General features: G+C 66.0%; 13 protein-coding genes. 10 read left to right on the plus strand and 3 right to left on the minus strand.

All coding sequences use genetic code 11. From position 1 onward, the window contains the following. The first annotated feature begins 18 nt into the window (after nt 1–18). The 4 genes from BLQ71_RS06395 (at nt 19) to BLQ71_RS06410 (ending at nt 3,541) form a co-directional block, all read left to right on the plus strand. On the plus strand, nt 19–738 hold the full coding sequence (locus BLQ71_RS06395; protein WP_175459228.1) for a 16S rRNA (uracil(1498)-N(3))-methyltransferase: 720 nt from the start codon (nt 19–21) through the stop codon (nt 736–738). Beyond that, the gene (locus BLQ71_RS06400) at nt 735–1,586 is read left to right on the plus strand and encodes a GNAT family N-acetyltransferase (protein ID WP_074621124.1); all 852 of its coding nucleotides are present in this window, start codon (nt 735–737) and stop codon (nt 1,584–1,586) included. Before BLQ71_RS06395 ends, BLQ71_RS06400 begins: the two co-directional genes overlap by 4 nt. Further along, on the plus strand, nt 1,583–2,107 hold the full coding sequence (locus BLQ71_RS06405; protein WP_074621125.1) for a hypothetical protein: 525 nt from the start codon (nt 1,583–1,585) through the stop codon (nt 2,105–2,107). The genes BLQ71_RS06400 and BLQ71_RS06405 overlap by 4 nt, the downstream gene beginning before the upstream one ends. 63 nt (nt 2,108–2,170) lie before the next feature. After that, a complete protein-coding gene (locus BLQ71_RS06410) occupies nt 2,171–3,541 on the plus strand; it encodes a glutamate--cysteine ligase (protein ID WP_074621126.1) in 1,371 nt (456 codons plus the stop codon). Between the two features lie 59 nt (nt 3,542–3,600). Here the strand turns inward: BLQ71_RS06410 and BLQ71_RS06415 are convergent, their stop codons facing one another. From BLQ71_RS06415 to BLQ71_RS06425, 3 genes are all read right to left on the minus strand, one after another. Next, nucleotides 3,601–5,178 (minus strand): gamma-glutamyltransferase family protein, encoded by a 1,578-nt coding sequence (locus tag BLQ71_RS06415; protein WP_074621127.1) that lies wholly within the window; start codon nt 5,176–5,178, stop codon nt 3,601–3,603. A 432-nt stretch (nt 5,179–5,610) separates the two neighbouring features. Beyond that, nucleotides 5,611–6,012 (minus strand): ATP-binding protein, encoded by a 402-nt coding sequence (locus BLQ71_RS06420; protein WP_043136732.1) that lies wholly within the window; start codon nt 6,010–6,012, stop codon nt 5,611–5,613. Between the two features lie 70 nt (nt 6,013–6,082). Further along, nucleotides 6,083–6,412, minus strand: coding sequence for an STAS domain-containing protein (locus BLQ71_RS06425; RefSeq protein ID WP_074621128.1), 330 nt, complete (start codon nt 6,410–6,412; stop codon nt 6,083–6,085). An 87-nt stretch (nt 6,413–6,499) separates the two neighbouring features. On the opposite strand from BLQ71_RS06425, the gene BLQ71_RS06430 reads away from it, so the two are divergent. The 6 genes from BLQ71_RS06430 to BLQ71_RS06455 all read left to right on the plus strand — a co-directional run bounded on the left by BLQ71_RS06430 (nt 6,500) and on the right by BLQ71_RS06455 (nt 14,783). Beyond that, nucleotides 6,500–7,672 (plus strand): acetyl-CoA C-acyltransferase, encoded by a 1,173-nt coding sequence (locus BLQ71_RS06430; protein ID WP_074621129.1) that lies wholly within the window; start codon nt 6,500–6,502, stop codon nt 7,670–7,672. A gap of 162 nt (nt 7,673–7,834) precedes the next feature. Further along, a complete protein-coding gene (locus BLQ71_RS06435; RefSeq protein WP_043136184.1) occupies nt 7,835–8,404 on the plus strand; it encodes a helix-turn-helix domain-containing protein in 570 nt (189 codons plus the stop codon). Between the two features lie 106 nt (nt 8,405–8,510). Then, the gene (locus BLQ71_RS06440; protein WP_175459224.1) at nt 8,511–8,879 is read left to right on the plus strand and encodes a GFA family protein; all 369 of its coding nucleotides are present in this window, start codon (nt 8,511–8,513) and stop codon (nt 8,877–8,879) included. Between the two features lie 11 nt (nt 8,880–8,890). Further along, nucleotides 8,891–11,332: a GcvT family protein gene (locus BLQ71_RS06445; RefSeq protein ID WP_074621279.1), complete on the plus strand. Its 2,442-nt coding sequence runs from the start codon at nt 8,891–8,893 to the stop codon at nt 11,330–11,332. Next, on the plus strand, nt 11,329–12,249 hold the full coding sequence (locus BLQ71_RS06450) for a homocysteine S-methyltransferase family protein (protein WP_074621130.1): 921 nt from the start codon (nt 11,329–11,331) through the stop codon (nt 12,247–12,249). Before BLQ71_RS06445 ends, BLQ71_RS06450 begins: the two co-directional genes overlap by 4 nt. An 89-nt stretch (nt 12,250–12,338) precedes the next feature. Beyond that, nucleotides 12,339–14,783, plus strand: a complete 2,445-nt coding sequence (locus tag BLQ71_RS06455) for a GcvT family protein (RefSeq protein WP_074621131.1) — start codon at nt 12,339–12,341, stop codon at nt 14,781–14,783. The last annotated feature ends 6 nt before the right edge of the window (nt 14,784–14,789 follow it).

A 14,789-nucleotide genomic window follows, 5' to 3' on the forward strand; every position in this document is an offset into this window, starting at 1 on the left:
ATGGTCCCCTCCATGACGGTGACACCGAAAATCCGGCTCTTTGTAGAGCACCCTTTGGCCGAGGAACAACAGGTGACCCTGTCGCGGGAGCAGGCGCATTATCTCTTTGGGGTGATGCGGCTGACTACCGGCGCGCAGGTGGCCCTGTTCAACGGGCAGGACGGCGAATACCGCGCCGAGGTCGTCGAGGCCGGCAAGCGTGGCGGCACGCTGGTCTGTCGTGACCGGATCGCGCCGCAGTCGATGCCGCCCGATCTCTGGCTGATGTTCGCGCCGATCAAGAAGGCGCGCACCGATTTCATCGTCGAGAAATCGGTCGAGATGGGCGCGCGCCGCATCCTGCCGATCCAGACGGAATTCACGAATTCCGAGCGCATCCGGCAGGACCGGCTGCAGGCCCATGCCACCGAGGCGGCCGAGCAATGTGGCGCCACCTTCGTTCCCGAGGTCACGGAGCTGCACCGGCTGGACCGGCTTCTGGCCGACTGGCCAGAGGACCGGCAGCTGATGTTCTGCGACGAGGCGCAGGCCGGGGCACACGCGCGCCTGCCCGACACCGATGCCCCCTGGGCGATTCTCATTGGGCCCGAAGGCGGCTTTTCCGATGCCGAACGTGCCCGGCTGCACGCGCTGCCCTATGCGCATGCGGTGGCGCTTGGCCCGCGCATCCTCCGTGCGGACACCGCCGCAGTTGCAGCATTGACCCTCTGGCAGACCACCCTGGGAGACTGGCGATGATCCGCAAGGCAACGCCCGCAGACATCGGCCCGATGGCGGCCTTTCTCGACGCCCATGTCGAGACGTCGATGTTCCTCCTGGGCAACCTGGAGGCGCACGGCACCGAGGACACCACCCATCCGCATGGCACCGCCTTTTTCCTGCGTGAGACCGGCGATGGCATCACGGGGGTCTTCGGCTGCACCAACGGCGGCTTCCTGATGTGCCAGTTGCCCGGGCTGACGGCCACAGAGGCGCAGACCTATGCCCACCTGCTGAAGGGATACACGCTGCAAGGCATGACCGGTGAGGCGGACCAGGTCCAGGTGATCCTGGACGCGCTGCCCGTCCCGCCAGAGGCCTGGAGGCTAAACCGGATCGAACCACTCTACCGTATGGACATCGGTGGCCTGACCCCTGGCAGCGACATCCGCCCGCCTGCCGAGGCGGATGTGCCGTGGCTGTCCGACTGGTTCGCGCAGTACATGACGGAAACGCAGACAGCGCCGCCGGGCGACCTGCACGCCGCCGCAACGCGCCGGGCCGAACTGGCCGTGGGGGCGCCGCGCATCCGCATCATGGATCGCGACGGCAGTCCCGTGGCGATGGCAGCGATCAACGCCAAGGCCGGGCAGGCGGTCCAGGTCGGCGGGGTCTTCGTTCCCCCGGACCGGCGCGGACAGGGGTTCGGCGGGCAGGTTGTGCAGGCGCTTCTGGCCGAAATGGCAGGGCAGGGCGCCACGACCGCCATTCTGTTTGCCGCATCGCCGGAGGCGGCCAAGACCTATGAGCGCATCGGCTTTGCTCGTGTTGGCGGCTATCGCATTGCCATGCTGGAACAGGCCACCCTGCTGGGAGATCCCCGGTGATCCGGCGGGAGGCCGCAGAGGCCCTGCGCCAGTGGCAGGAGGCGCTGATCGGGCTCGCCACGATGGCGCTGGGCGGTTACTGGGGGTTCTTCACCGGTGGTGGGCTGCTGCACTGGATCGGCTACCTGGTGATCCTCCTTGGCGTGGCCCTGACAGTCACCGGCGTGCAGCGCGCGCGCTTTCGCCGGGGCGGCGGCGGTCCCGGCGTGGTGCAGGTGGTCGAACGTCGGGTCAGCTATTTCGGGCCGCTGTCGGGCGGGATCGTCGATCTGGACGCGCTCGAGGCACTTAGCCTCGATCCGACCTCGGAACCGCCGGTCTGGCTGCTGATGGCGCCGGGCCAGCCGCGTCTTGAAATTCCCCTGACTGCCAAGGGCGCCGACCAGCTGTTCGATGCCTTCGCCACCCTGCCGGGCATCCGGACAGAGCACATGTTGCGCCAGATGCAAGAGGGCGCGGCACACCAGGTTGTCATCTGGCGCGCGGCATCTGTGCGCGATGCCGCCAGAAGGCTGCATTGACACTCTGGCGGATTGGCGACAACAGGTTAAGTTCAGAACCGCGAGCAGACCGGGAGCCCCAACATGTCCATTCCCCAATCCGGCGGCGGGCCGATCACCTCTCATGATCAGTTGGCAGAGTACCTGGCCTCGGGCTGCAAGCCGAAGGACCAATGGCGCATCGGCACCGAGCATGAGAAGTTCGGCTATTGCAAGGACTCGCTCAAACCCTTGCCCTACGACGGCGAGCGTTCGATCCGCGCGGTGCTCGAAGGGCTGCGCGACCGCCACGGCTGGGACCCGGTCAGCGAGGGCGGGCATATCATCGGCCTGACTAAGGACGGCGCCAATGTCAGTCTGGAGCCGGGCGGCGCGCTGGAACTGTCGGGTGCGCCGCTGGAAACCATTCACCAGACCTGCGACGAGGTGAACGAGCACCTGGCCCAGGTCAAGGACATCGCCGACGAGATCGGCGTGGGTTTCATCGGTCTGGGCGCCGCGCCGATCTGGACGCATGAGGAAATGCCGCTCATGCCCAAGGGGCGCTACAAGCTCATGGACGCCTACATGGACAAGGTGGGCACGACGGGCAAACAGATGATGCGCCGGACCTGCACCGTTCAGGTGAACCTCGATTTCGCGTCAGAGGCGGACATGGTGCAGAAGATGCGCGTCGCGCTGGCGCTGTCGCCCGTGGCCACCGCGCTGTTTGCCAATTCGCCTTTCTTCGAGGGTAAGCCGGTGGGCGTCAAATCCAAGCGGATGCAGATCTGGGAGACGCTGGACGATTCCCGCACCGGCATGTTGCCTTTCGTCTTCGAAGAGGGTTTCGGCTTTGAACGCTGGGTCGAATACGCGCTGGATGTGCCGATGTACTTTGTCTACCGCGACGGGGTGTATGTCGACGCGCTTGGCATGTCCTTCCGCGATTTCCTTGAAGGCAAGCTGCCGGCATTGCCGGGTGAGGTGCCGACGCTGTCCGACTGGGCCGACCACCTGACCACCGCCTTCCCGGACGCGCGGATGAAGAAATACATCGAGATGCGTGGCGCCGATGGCGGCCCCTGGCGCCGTCTTTGTGCGCTGCCCGCCTTTTGGGTCGGGCTGATGTACGACCAGACCGCGCTGGACGCGGCCTGGGACCTGGCCAAGGGCTGGGACGCGGAAACCCGCGAGGCCCTGCGCCTCGCGGCGACGCGTGACGGCTTGCAGGCGCAGGTCGGTGATATCCGGATGCACGACCTGGCGCGCAACGTGCTGGAGATCGCCGAGGCGGGTCTGGTGGCCCGTGCGCGCCCCGGTGCCGGTGGACTTGTCCCGAACGAGACGCATTTCCTGAATGCGCTCAAGGACAGTGTCGAATCCGGCAGCGTGCCGGCGGACGAACTGCTGGAGCACTATAACGGCGACTGGAACGGCGACCTCAGCCGGATCTACGCCGAGTATTCCTACTGAGCGGTTTCTGATCCAAGTGACACGCGCCCCGGGCTTGAACCGGGGCGCGTTTCCTTTCGTCAATAGCCGATCGCGCAGCCGTCCTTGCGCGGGTCCGATGCCCCTTCGAGCACGCCGTTCCGGTGGATGCGGATCGCCTGCGCGCCGCCGATCGGGGCGCTGGGCACCTCGATCTCGTGTCCCATCTCGGCCAGCCGGGCAAAGACCGCCTCGTCATGGCCCCGTTCCAGCTGCAGTTTTCTGCCATCGGCAAAGCTGCGTGGCGCGTCCAGCGCGGCCTGCGGGTCCATGCCGAAATCGATCATGTTGGTCAGCACGCGCGCATGGCCGTTGGGCTGGTACTGTCCGCCCATGACGCCAAAGGGCATGGCCACGCGGCCCTCTTCGACCAGCATCCCGGGGATGATCGTATGCATCGGTCGCTTGCCGCCGGCCATCTCGTTCGGATGCCCCTCGGCCAGGGTAAAGCCCGCGCCCCGGTTCTGGAACAGGATGCCGTATTTCTCGGAGGCGATCCCGGAGCCGAAGCTGTTGAAGATCGAGTAGATCAGCGAGACGGCCATGCGATCGCGGTCGACCACGGTGATGTAGATCGTCTCGCGGTGTACCTCTTCGGACAGGGTCGTGGCCGAGGCCATCGCCCGACCGGGGTCGATCAGTGCCGCCAGCCGCGCGGCCGTTTCCGGGCTTTGCAGGTGGTCCAGCCGGGTCATGTGATCGGCATCGGCCAGGAAACGGTTGCGGGCATCATAGGCAAGCTTGGCGGCCTCGGCCTCGATGTGGATGCGCTCGGCGCCGAACGGGTCCATCGAGCCAATGTCGAAATGCGACAGGATGTTCAGCAGCAGATGGGCGGTCGCGCCCTGGCCGTTGGGCGGATGCTCCAGGACCTCGCGGGCCTTGTAGGTCCCCGAGATCGGGTCGCCGATGGTGCAGGCTGTCGCTGCGAAATCATCCAGGCTATGCACGCCACCGGCGGCGTTCAGCGTGGCGCACATGTCCTCGGCCACCTCTCCGGCGTAGAAGCCATCGCGCCCTTCGGCCGAGATGCGGCGCAGCACTTCGGCATTGCCGGGCAGGCGAAATATCCCGCCGGTCACGGGCACCGCGCCGCCGTCTAGGTAGTGCGCCCGTCCTGCGTCTTGCAGGCGCCCCTGGGCCTCGTCCCAGTCGAAGGCGACGCGCGGCGCCACCGGCACGCCGTCGTCCATCGCCCGGATCGCGGGCGCCAGGCTGTCTGCCAGGCCCAGCCGGCCCCAGCGTTCGGACATGGTGCAGAAGGCATCGACCGCGCCGGGGATGGTGACGGCATGGGCGCTGGCCACGGGCACCGCCTGATGGCCTTCGGCGCGCAGGGCAGCGGCATTGGCCGCCGCCGGTGCGCGGCCGGATCCGTTGACCGCGACCACCTCGTCCCCGCCTGCGGGTGAGACCAGCGCAAAACAGTCGCCGCCCAGCCCGGTCATCGCCGGTTCGGCCACGCCCAGCAGGACGGCGCCGGCGATTGCCGCGTCCATCGCATTGCCGCCGCGTTGCAGGATGTCGACCGCGGCCTGCGCGGCCAGCGGGTGCGAGGTCGCGCAGAGTCCGTTCAGGGCCAGCACGGGGGATCGTCCGGGTCTGTGGAAATCGCGCATCTGCCTCTCTGCTCCCTTGTTGCCGGGCAGAGCATACGGTGGCGTCTAGCGGCGTCAATCGGGAGGAAGGAACCTCGGCATCACGCACTGGGTGGGGGCTGAAAACGCGTGACGCCGAGGGAAGCCATATGCAGCTACAAGACCAGATTGCCCGCCAATGCGGGCGGAAATGTGGAGGTGTCCGGGTAATGTCATGGCACCGTGCAGGCACGGGCATCAACCGGCGGCCCGGGCGCGGATTGATCGCGACGGGCGGCGACGAATGTATGATGTTCTGGGGGAAGTCCTCGGCGCCGCGCACTGGGTGGGGGCTGAAAACGCGCGACGCCGAGGGAAGCCATGTGCAGCTTACAGGAAACAGGATGGCTGCGAATCCGGGCCGCATTTGGGCGCGCCCCGGGCAATTCGGCGACACTTGCGCCGCTGTCCGGTTCAGCGCAGGGGGATGGACAGGCGGAGCCGGTTGCTTTCCCCGTCGTGATGATAGTCGAGGTTTTCGGACAGCGAGCGGATCAGGAACCAGCCAAACCCGCCCTCCGGCAATTCCTCGACCGAGACATCGAGGTCTACCGGCGCTCCCGATGGGGGCGTTCCACTGGGCATGGGCTGGCCGAAATCGGTGAATTCCACCGACAGCCTGTCTGGCGAGAACACCAGCCGGAGCAGGATGTCGCCGCCGGCCCGATCCTCATAGGCATGTTCGACGATGTTGTTGAGGACTTCGGCGATCACCAGTTCCCAGTTGCTGTCCCGCGGCGGGGCCATTTCCTGGCCCTGCAGCAGCTCGTTGATGCCTGTCAGGGTCGCGCGCACATCTTCTGCCGTGCTGTCCATTCGGCAGCAAACCAGGAATGCACCGTCCTCGAGCCGCTCCGCCTGCATGGTCTGTCGCTCCGGCCCGGGATCAAGCGCTGGCGGCGGCTTCGGCGGAGGGGTGGATGGCAAATATCGAATCCATCCGCGTCATGCGGAACACCTTGTCCACCGCGGGGCGCAGGCCGGCCAGTTCCAGTTTGCCGCCCTTCGGCATCAGTTTCATCGCCGCGACGATTGCGCCCAGGCCGCTGGAATCGATGAAATCGACCTGGCTCAGGTCCAGCACGTAGCGGGGTTTCTCGTTTCCCAGGATCTCGCGCATGCGGTCCTTGAATTGAATCGCCACGGCGGCATCGATTCGGGCTGCGTCGACCGTGATGATGTCCACGCCGTCGCGGTGATCTGTGGTAAGTCTCATGCGGTTCCCCAAGTCATGGATCGGGAGGACCCTAGACGGCAATCCTTACCTTTCTGTATGCACATCCGGGTAAAGGGAGGCATTCGCATGGAAACTGTCGTGATCACCGGGGCGTCGCGGACGCCGATGGGGGGCTTTCAGGGGGTTTTCGCCGAACAGGCGGCCAGCACTTTGGGTGGCGCGGCGATCCGCGCGGCGCTGTCGCAGGCGGGTCGGCCCGCGGTCGACGAACTGCTGATGGGCTGCGTACTGCCGGCGGGACAGGGACAGGCCCCCGCGCGCCAGGCCGGTTTTGCCGCGGGACTGGGCGAAGAGGTGCCGGCCACAACGCTGAACAAGATGTGCGGGTCTGGCATGAAGGCCGCGATGATGGCCTGGGACCGGCTGGCGCTGGGCCATGCCGCAACCGTCGTCGCCGGCGGGATGGAGTCGATGACCCAGGCGCCCTACATGCTGCCCAAGATGCGCGGCGGCGCCCGCATCGGGCATGGACAGGTCATCGACCACATGTTCCTCGACGGGCTGGAGGACGCCTATGACAAGGGCCGCCTGATGGGCACCTTTGCCGAGGATTGCGCCGAGGCTTTCCAGTTCACCCGCGAGGCGCAGGACCAGTATGCGTTGGCCTCCCTGTCCAACGCCCTGGACGCGGAACGCTCTGGTGCCTTCGATGACGAGATCACGCCTGTCACCCTGCACATGCGGCACGGCGAAGAAATCATCACCCGTGACGAACAACCCGGCAAGGCGCGGCCCGAAAAGATCCCGATGCTGAAGCCCGCCTTCCGCAAAGATGGCACGGTGACAGCGGCCAATTCCTCCTCGATCTCTGACGGGGCGGCGGCACTGGTGCTGTCGACCCTGGATGCCGCCGTGGCCGCCGGGGCGACGCCCCGGGCCAGGATCCTGGGGCACGCATCGCACGCGCAGGCCCCCTCCCTGTTCCCCACGGCCCCCGTTCCGGCCGCGCGCAAGCTGCTGGAGCGGATCGGCTGGAAGATCGGCGATGTCGACCTCTGGGAGGTGAACGAGGCTTTTGCCGTGGTGCCAATGGCTTTCATGCATGAAATGGGTCTGCCGCGCGACGTGGTGAACGTCAACGGAGGCGCCTGTGCTCTGGGCCACCCGATCGGCGCTTCGGGAGCGCGGATCATCGTCACGCTGCTGAACGCGCTGGAAAAGCGCGGGGCGAAACGGGGCGTGGCGGCGATCTGCATCGGCGGCGGCGAAGGCACGGCCATCGCCATCGAACGGATCTGACGCGGAGAGGGGCCGGGAATCCGGCCCCGTTCACCGACATCCCACAGACCCTTCTGGGCGCATTTTATCGCGAGACTTCGGGCTTTTCGTGAAAAAGGTCTTGGAAATTTCATGCGACTCGGGCAACGTGAAATCTGAACCTGTTTTTTCACGGACAACACGATGTCGCATCCCTCCCCGCTGCCCAAGACGCTTGGCGCCGATCTGCGCGCGCTGCGGCGCACGCGCGGGCTGACGCTGCAGCAACTGGCCGACCGGCTTGGCCGCTCTGTCGGGTGGCTGAGCCAGGTGGAACGTGATCTTTCCGACCCCTCGATCACCGACCTGCGTCACCTGGCCGATGCGCTGCAGGTCTCTGTTTCCACGCTGGCCCGGCACGAGGCCACGGTCGGGCCGGAGGCTGGCCGGATCGTTCGGCACGGCACGCGCCGCCCGATCGGATCCCGCATGACGGGGCTGGTCGAGGAACTGCTTTCGCCCGACCTGACCGATGATTTCGAGATGGTGCATTCCACCTTCGAGCCGCATTCCGAGATCGGCGAGACGGTGACGCGGCCCACCCAGGAACTGGGCTACCTGGTGTCCGGAAAGCTGGTGCTGACCATCGGGGGGGCGCGTTTCACGATCCATCCCGGTGACAGTTTCCGTATCCGGGGCGAGCCGTTCCGCTGGGAAAACCCCTTTGATGAGGCTGCGGTGGCGATCTGGGTGATTGCGCCGCCCGTCTACTGATGCCGGGGCGGGGTGCCAGTGGCGCAGTCGGATGCCGCCTGCGGGAGTGTTTTCAGAAAGAAGAAGCGGCAGGCTGCGCTTCTTCCCCAAGATCGGAGTCGAGATCATGACCAGCGGGCAATGCCTTTGTGGGGCCATCACCTTTGAAACCGATGCAACACCCAAGGGTGTCAGCGTCTGCCACTGCGGTCAGTGCCGGCGCCAGTCGGGGCATCTCTGGGCCTCTGCCTATGTCCCGCGCGCGGCGCTGCGGCTCTCAGGGCCGGTACGCTGGTACGACAGCTCTGCCAGTGCGCAGCGGGGGTTTTGCCCGACCTGCGGCAGTTTCCTGTTCTGGCACGCTCATGACGAGGACACGATGAGCTTTGCCCTGGGGGCGCTGGACACGCCGACCGGGCTGCGCCTGGAAAAGCACATCTTCACCGCCGACAAGGGCGATTACTACGAGATCGCGGACGGGGTTCCGCAAAAATGAACGAGGCGATCATGTCCGATTTTCCGACACAGGCCCGGGTGGTCATCATCGGCGGCGGGGCGGTCGGCGCCTCTTGTGCCTATCACATTGCCAAGGCGGGTTGGGACTGCGTCCTGTTGGAAAAGAACGAGCTGACCGCCGGGTCGACCTGGCACGCGGCCGGCAATTGTCCTTCGTTCAGCACTTCCTGGGCGGTGATGAACATGCAGCGCTATTCGCTGGACCTTTACCGTCGCCTTGCGGATGAGGTCGATTACCCGATGAACTACCATGTCACCGGGTCGATCCGCCTTGGCCATTCGCGTGAACGCATGATGGAGTTCGAGCGCGCGCGCTCGATGGGGCAATACCAGGGCATGAACCTTGAAATGCTTGCGGTTTCGGATCTGAAGGCGCGCTACCCGTTCCTTGAGACACATGATCTGGCTGGCGCGCTCTACGATCCCGATGACGGCGACATCGACCCGGCGCAGCTCACCCAGGCCCTTGCCAAGGGCGCGCGTCTGGCCGGGGCGCGGATCGAGCGGTTCTGCCCGGCGACAGGTGTCAGCCGCGAGAACGGTGAATGGATCGTGCACACGCACAAGGGCGACATCCGTTGCGAAAAGGTGGTGAATGCGGCCGGTTACTACGCGCAGCGCGTTGGCGAGTGGTTCAGGCCCTTCGGTGGGCGCACGGTGCCGATGGCGGTCATGAGCCACCAGTATTTCCTGACCGAGGAGATCCCGGCGCTGAAGGAATGGTCGCAGGAGAACAGCAAGTTACCCCTGCTGCGGGATGTGGACAGCAGTTACTACCTGCGGCAGGAGAAATTCGGCCTGAACCTTGGCCCCTACGAGCGCAACTGCAAGGCGCACTGGACCACGCCCGACGATCCCATGCCCGAGGATTTCTCGTTCCAGCTCTATCCTGACGACCTGGAGCGGCTGGAGTGGTACATCGAGGACGCGATGGCGCGCGTCCCGCTGTTGGGTGAGGGCGGTGTGGGGCGCAATATCAACGGCCCCATCCCCTATGCGCCGGACGGTCTGCCCTTGCTGGGTCCGATGCCCGGCGTGCCCGATGCCTTCGAGGCCTGTGTCTTTACCTTCGGCATCACCCAGGCGGGCGGTGCGGGCAAGGTGCTGGCGGAATGGGTCACTGAGGGCCAGACCGAATGGGACATGTGGGCCACCGACCCCCGCCGGTTCACCGATCACACTGACCCGCAGTACTGCGTGGACAAGGCGATGGAGGTCTACGGCCACGAATACGCCATGCATTTCCCGCATCACTCCTGGCCCGCCGCGCGGGATCGCAAGACCTCGCCAGTGCATGATCGGGTCAAAGCGTTGGGCGGTGTCATGGGCGCCTACAATGGCTGGGAGAGGGCCAACTGGTTCGCGCAGCCGGGTGACGACACCTCCGAGGCCGCGACCCAGACCTGGGATCGTGCAGGCCCTTGGGAGGCGCGCGTGCGCGAGGAATGCGAGGCGGTGCGCGACGGTGTCGGCGTGCTGGACCTGCCCGGCTTTTCGCGGTTCGACGTTCAGGGACCGGGCGCGGCAGACTGGTTGCTGTCGCGGATTGCCGGAACGCTGCCGGAGCCCGGGCGCATGAACCTGGCCTATTTCGCCGATGCTCGGGGCCGTATCCTGACAGAGATGAGCGTCATGGCGCATGGCCCCGATCATTTCATGCTGATCACCGCCGCCGCCGCGCAATGGCACGACCGTGACCTCCTGCTGGCGGACAAACCGGCGGAGGTCACCGTGACCGACCGCACGCGCGATTTTTTCGCCCTGATTGTCACCGGCCCCAAGACGCGGGACCTGTTCGTGGCACTTGGCACAGAGGCGGACTTGGCGCTGCCCTGGCTGTCTGTGCAGCAGGCGGTCGTCGCCGGGGTCCCTTGCGGGCTGGCGCGCGTGTCCTTCGCCGGGGAACTGGGGTGGGAAATCCATGCGGCAACGGACGAGATCCCGGCCATCTACGAGGCCGTTCTGGCGGCTGGCGCCAGGCCCTTCGGCATGTTTGCCCTCGACAGTCTGCGCCTCGAAAAGGGTTATCGTGCCTGGAAAGGCGACCTGTCCACCGACTATTCTCTTGTCGAGGCGGGGCTGGAACGGTTCGTCAGGCTCGACAAGCCGCAGGATTTCCCCGGCAAGGAGGCGCTGACGGCCGAAGTGGCCACGGGGCCGAAGAAACGCTTTGTCACGCTGAAAGTCGAGGCGGGCGTGGCGGATGCCCCCAACATGTCGACCCTCTGGCAGGGCGGTAAAATCGTCGGAGAGACCACCTCCGGCGGCTGGGGATACCGTGTCGGCGCCTCCATCGCGTTGGGCATGGTGCGGGCTGATCTGGCCGTGCCGGGTACGGAACTGACCGTGGACATCTTCGGTCAAAGGTGCCGTGCCACGGTTCAGCCGGACGGACCGCTCTGGGATCCGCAAAACGAAAGGTTGAAGGCATGACCCGCATAACCCTGCTGGATGGTGGCATGGGGCAAGAACTGGTGCGCCGCAGCGGTGCTCCGGTCAGCCCGCTCTGGGCGACGCAGGTCATGCTGGATCGTCCCGGCCTGGTGGCAGAGGTGCACCGCGACTATGCCCGGGCCGGGGCCAGCGTGGCCACGACCAACACCTATGCCATCCACCGCGACAGGCTGCGGGGCGGGGCCTCTAACCACTATGCCGCCGACGGCACCGAACTGCCGGACCTCGAAGCGCGGTTCGCGGATCTGCACCGTGCCGCCATGGAAGAGGCCGGGGCGGTCCGCGATCGCGGTCGCATTGCGGGCTCCATCGGGCCGCTGGGGGCCAGTTACCGCGCCGACCTGCACCCGGAAGAGGCCGAGGCCATCCCGCTCTATGCCGAGGTGGCGAAGCTCCTGGCGCCCTCCGTCGACCTGTTGCTGTTCGAAACCATCCCGTCGCTCGCTGCCGCCTGCGCCTGCCTGGCAGCGGGCCGGCAGACCGGGCTTCCTGTGTGGCTGGCCTTCACCGTCGACGACGAGGATGGCAGCCGCCTGCGTTCCGGTGAGCCGGTCTCCGAGGCGGTGCGGATCGCGCAAGAGGCCGACGCCGTGCTCGCGAATTGTTCGGCGCCCGAGGCGATGCCTGCCGCTCTCGACGCTTTTTCCGCGGGCGACCGCCCCTTCGGTGCCTATGCCAATGCCTTCACCACGCTGACCAAGGAGTACGTGGCCGGGGGGACCACCGCCGCTGCGCTTTCTGCCCGCCGCGACATGGGGCCAGAGGCCTACGCGGATCACGTCATGGGCTGGGTCGACCGGGGTGCCTCCATCGTTGGCGGCTGCTGCGAGACGAACCCCGCACATATCGCCGAAATCGCACGCCGCCTGCGTGCCGCTGGGCATGAGATCGCCTGATGTTTCTTCTTGGTGAAAATACCCCAAACCGCGCCCGAAGGGCGCGCCGGTCGGACGCGTCTGCGTCCGCAACCCCATGAGGTTCTGACATGTCCCTTCCCGCACAGGCCCGCGCCGTCATCATCGGCGGCGGTGTCATCGGCTGTTCGCTTGCCTATCACCTGGCGAAACTCGGCTGGACCGACGTCGTCCTTCTGGAGCGCAAGCAGCTGACCTCCGGCACCACCTGGCACGCTGCCGGTCTCATCGCGCAGCTGCGCGCCACTGCTAACATGACCCGGCTGGCGAAATACAGCCAGGAACTCTATGGTCGGCTCGAGGAGGAAACCGGCATTGCCACCGGGTTCCGGCGCGTGGGCTCGATCACTGCCGCCCTGACCGCCGAACGGCACGAGGAGTTGCGCCGCTCCGCCGCGATGGCCCGCGCCTTCGGGGTCGAAATCGACGAGATCGAGACGGGCGAGATCGCCCGCAAGTACCCGCATCTCAACACCGATGGCGTTTTGGGCGGGGTCTACCTGCCCAGGGACGGTCAGGGCGATCCTGCCAATATCGCCTTGGCGCTTGCCAAGGGCGCGCGCCAGCGCGGCGCCGTGATTGCCGAGCGGACGAAGGCCATCGGCGTCACTGCCGATGGCGACCGGATCACGCAGGTTCACTGGCAGGCAGAGGATGGCACCTCGGGCAGCATTGCGGCGGAGCACGTGGTCAATTGCGCGGGCATGTGGGGGCGCGAGGTGGGGGCCATGCTGGGCACCGACGTCCCACTTCAGGCCTGCGAACACTTCTACATCGTGTCCGAACCGATCCAGGGCCTGACCCAGCTTCCGGTCCTGCGCGTCCCCGACGAATGCGCCTATTACAAGGAGGACGCGGGCAAGCTGATGCTGGGCGCCTTCGAGCCGGGGGCCAAGCCCTGGGCGCTGCAAGGCATCCCGCAGAACTTCGAGTTCGATCAACTGCCCGAGGATTTCGACCATTTCGAGCCGATCCTCGAAAAGGCCGTGCACCGTATGCCGATCCTGGCCAGTGCGGGCATCCATACCTTCTTCAACGGGCCGGAATCCTTTACGCCCGACAATGCCTATTACATGGGGCTGTGTCCCGGGCGCGCGAATGTCTGGGTCGCGGCGGGCTTCAACTCCATCGGTATCCAGTCGGCGGGTGGCGCGGGCATGGCCCTGGCGCAGTGGATGAACGACGGCGAGAAACCCTTTGATCTTGGCGACGTGGACATCGCTCGCGCGCAGGGCTTTCAGACCAACCGCAGCTACCTTGCCGCCCGTGTGTCGGAAACGCTGGGCCTGCTTTACGCCGATCACTATCCCTATCGGCAAAAGGAAACCGCGCGGGGCATCCGCCGGTCTCCCTTTCATGACCGGCTGGCAGAGCGTGGCGCCGTCTTTGGCGAACTGGCCGGGTGGGAGCGTGCCAATTGGTACGCGCGCCCCGGAGAGGATCCGGAGTACCGCTATTCCTGGCGGCGCCAGAACTGGTTTGAGAACGCCGCCGAAGAACACCGCGCCATCCGCGAAAACGTCGCCATGTACGACATGTCGTCTTTCGGCAAGCTGCGGGTCGAAGGGCGCGATGCCGAAGCCTTTCTCAACCACGTCTGTGGCGCCGATCTGTCGACCCCGGTGGGCAAGATCACCTATACCCAGTTCCTCAACACCAGAGGGGGGATCGAGGCGGATGTGACCGTCACCCGACTTTCCGAAACCGCCTACCTGGTTGTAACCCCCGCCGCCACGCGTCGGGCCGACGAAACCTGGCTGCGCCGCCACGCGGGCGACCGAAACGTCGTCATCACCGATGTGACCGCATCAGAAGGGGTGCTGGCCGTCATGGGGCCGCAGGCGCGTGACCTGATGCGGGCCGTCTCGCCCGATGATTTCTCAAACGCGGCCAACCCTTTCGGGACCGCGCAGCGGATCGAGATCGGCATGGGAGAGGCACGGGTTCATCGCGTCTCCTACGTCGGCGAACTGGGGTGGGAGGTCTATGTCAGGGCCGACATGGCTTGCCATGTCTTCGACACGCTCTGGCAGGCGGGGCAGGACTTTGGGCTGACCCTCGCCGGACTGCATGTCATGGACACATGCCGCGCCGAAAAGGCGTTTCGCCATTTTGGCCATGACATCACCTGCGAGGATCACGTCCTGGAGGCCGGGCTGGGCTTTGCCGTGAAAACCGCCAAGCCCGAATTCATCGGCCGTGACGCGGTATTGGCAAAGCGTGAGGCGGGGCTGGACAAAAGGCTGGTGCAATTCCTTCTGAACGATGCCGAACCGCTGCTCTACCACAACGAGCCCGTCCTTCGGGACGGTCAGATCGTCGGCCACCTGAGTTCGGGCGCCTATGGTCATACGCTCGGGGGCGCCGTGGGGTTGGGCTATGTTCCCTGCAAGGGCGAAACCGCTGATCAACTTCTGTCGTCGAGCTATGAAATCGACGTGGCCGGTACGCGTGTGCAGGCGCGGGCCTCGCTCAAACCGCTCTACGATCCGAAATCGGAACGGGTGAAGGTCTAGGCAGAC

The sequence above is a fragment of the Antarctobacter albus genome (assembly GCF_900101505.1).
Classification (GTDB): domain Bacteria; phylum Pseudomonadota; class Alphaproteobacteria; order Rhodobacterales; family Rhodobacteraceae; genus Antarctobacter; species Antarctobacter albus.

Bases quoted from the DNA above. Each gene is read 5' to 3' on its own strand.
- BLQ71_RS06420 (WP_043136732.1), bottom strand. From the start codon at position 6,012: ATGGACAGCACGGCAGAAGATGTGCGCGCGACCCTGACAGGCATCAAC.
- BLQ71_RS06440 (WP_175459224.1), top strand. From the start codon at position 8,511: ATGACCAGCGGGCAATGCCTTTGTGGGGCCATCACCTTTGAAACCGAT.
- BLQ71_RS06415 (WP_074621127.1), bottom strand. From the start codon at position 5,178: ATGCGCGATTTCCACAGACCCGGACGATCCCCCGTGCTGGCCCTGAAC.
- BLQ71_RS06410 (WP_074621126.1), top strand. From the start codon at position 2,171: ATGTCCATTCCCCAATCCGGCGGCGGGCCGATCACCTCTCATGATCAG.
- BLQ71_RS06450 (WP_074621130.1), top strand. From the start codon at position 11,329: ATGACCCGCATAACCCTGCTGGATGGTGGCATGGGGCAAGAACTGGTG.
- BLQ71_RS06455 (WP_074621131.1), top strand. From the start codon at position 12,339: ATGTCCCTTCCCGCACAGGCCCGCGCCGTCATCATCGGCGGCGGTGTC.
- BLQ71_RS06430 (WP_074621129.1), top strand. From the start codon at position 6,500: ATGGAAACTGTCGTGATCACCGGGGCGTCGCGGACGCCGATGGGGGGC.
- BLQ71_RS06445 (WP_074621279.1), top strand. From the start codon at position 8,891: ATGTCCGATTTTCCGACACAGGCCCGGGTGGTCATCATCGGCGGCGGG.
- BLQ71_RS06400 (WP_074621124.1), top strand. From the start codon at position 735: ATGATCCGCAAGGCAACGCCCGCAGACATCGGCCCGATGGCGGCCTTT.
- BLQ71_RS06435 (WP_043136184.1), top strand. From the start codon at position 7,835: ATGTCGCATCCCTCCCCGCTGCCCAAGACGCTTGGCGCCGATCTGCGC.
- BLQ71_RS06425 (WP_074621128.1), bottom strand. From the start codon at position 6,412: ATGAGACTTACCACAGATCACCGCGACGGCGTGGACATCATCACGGTC.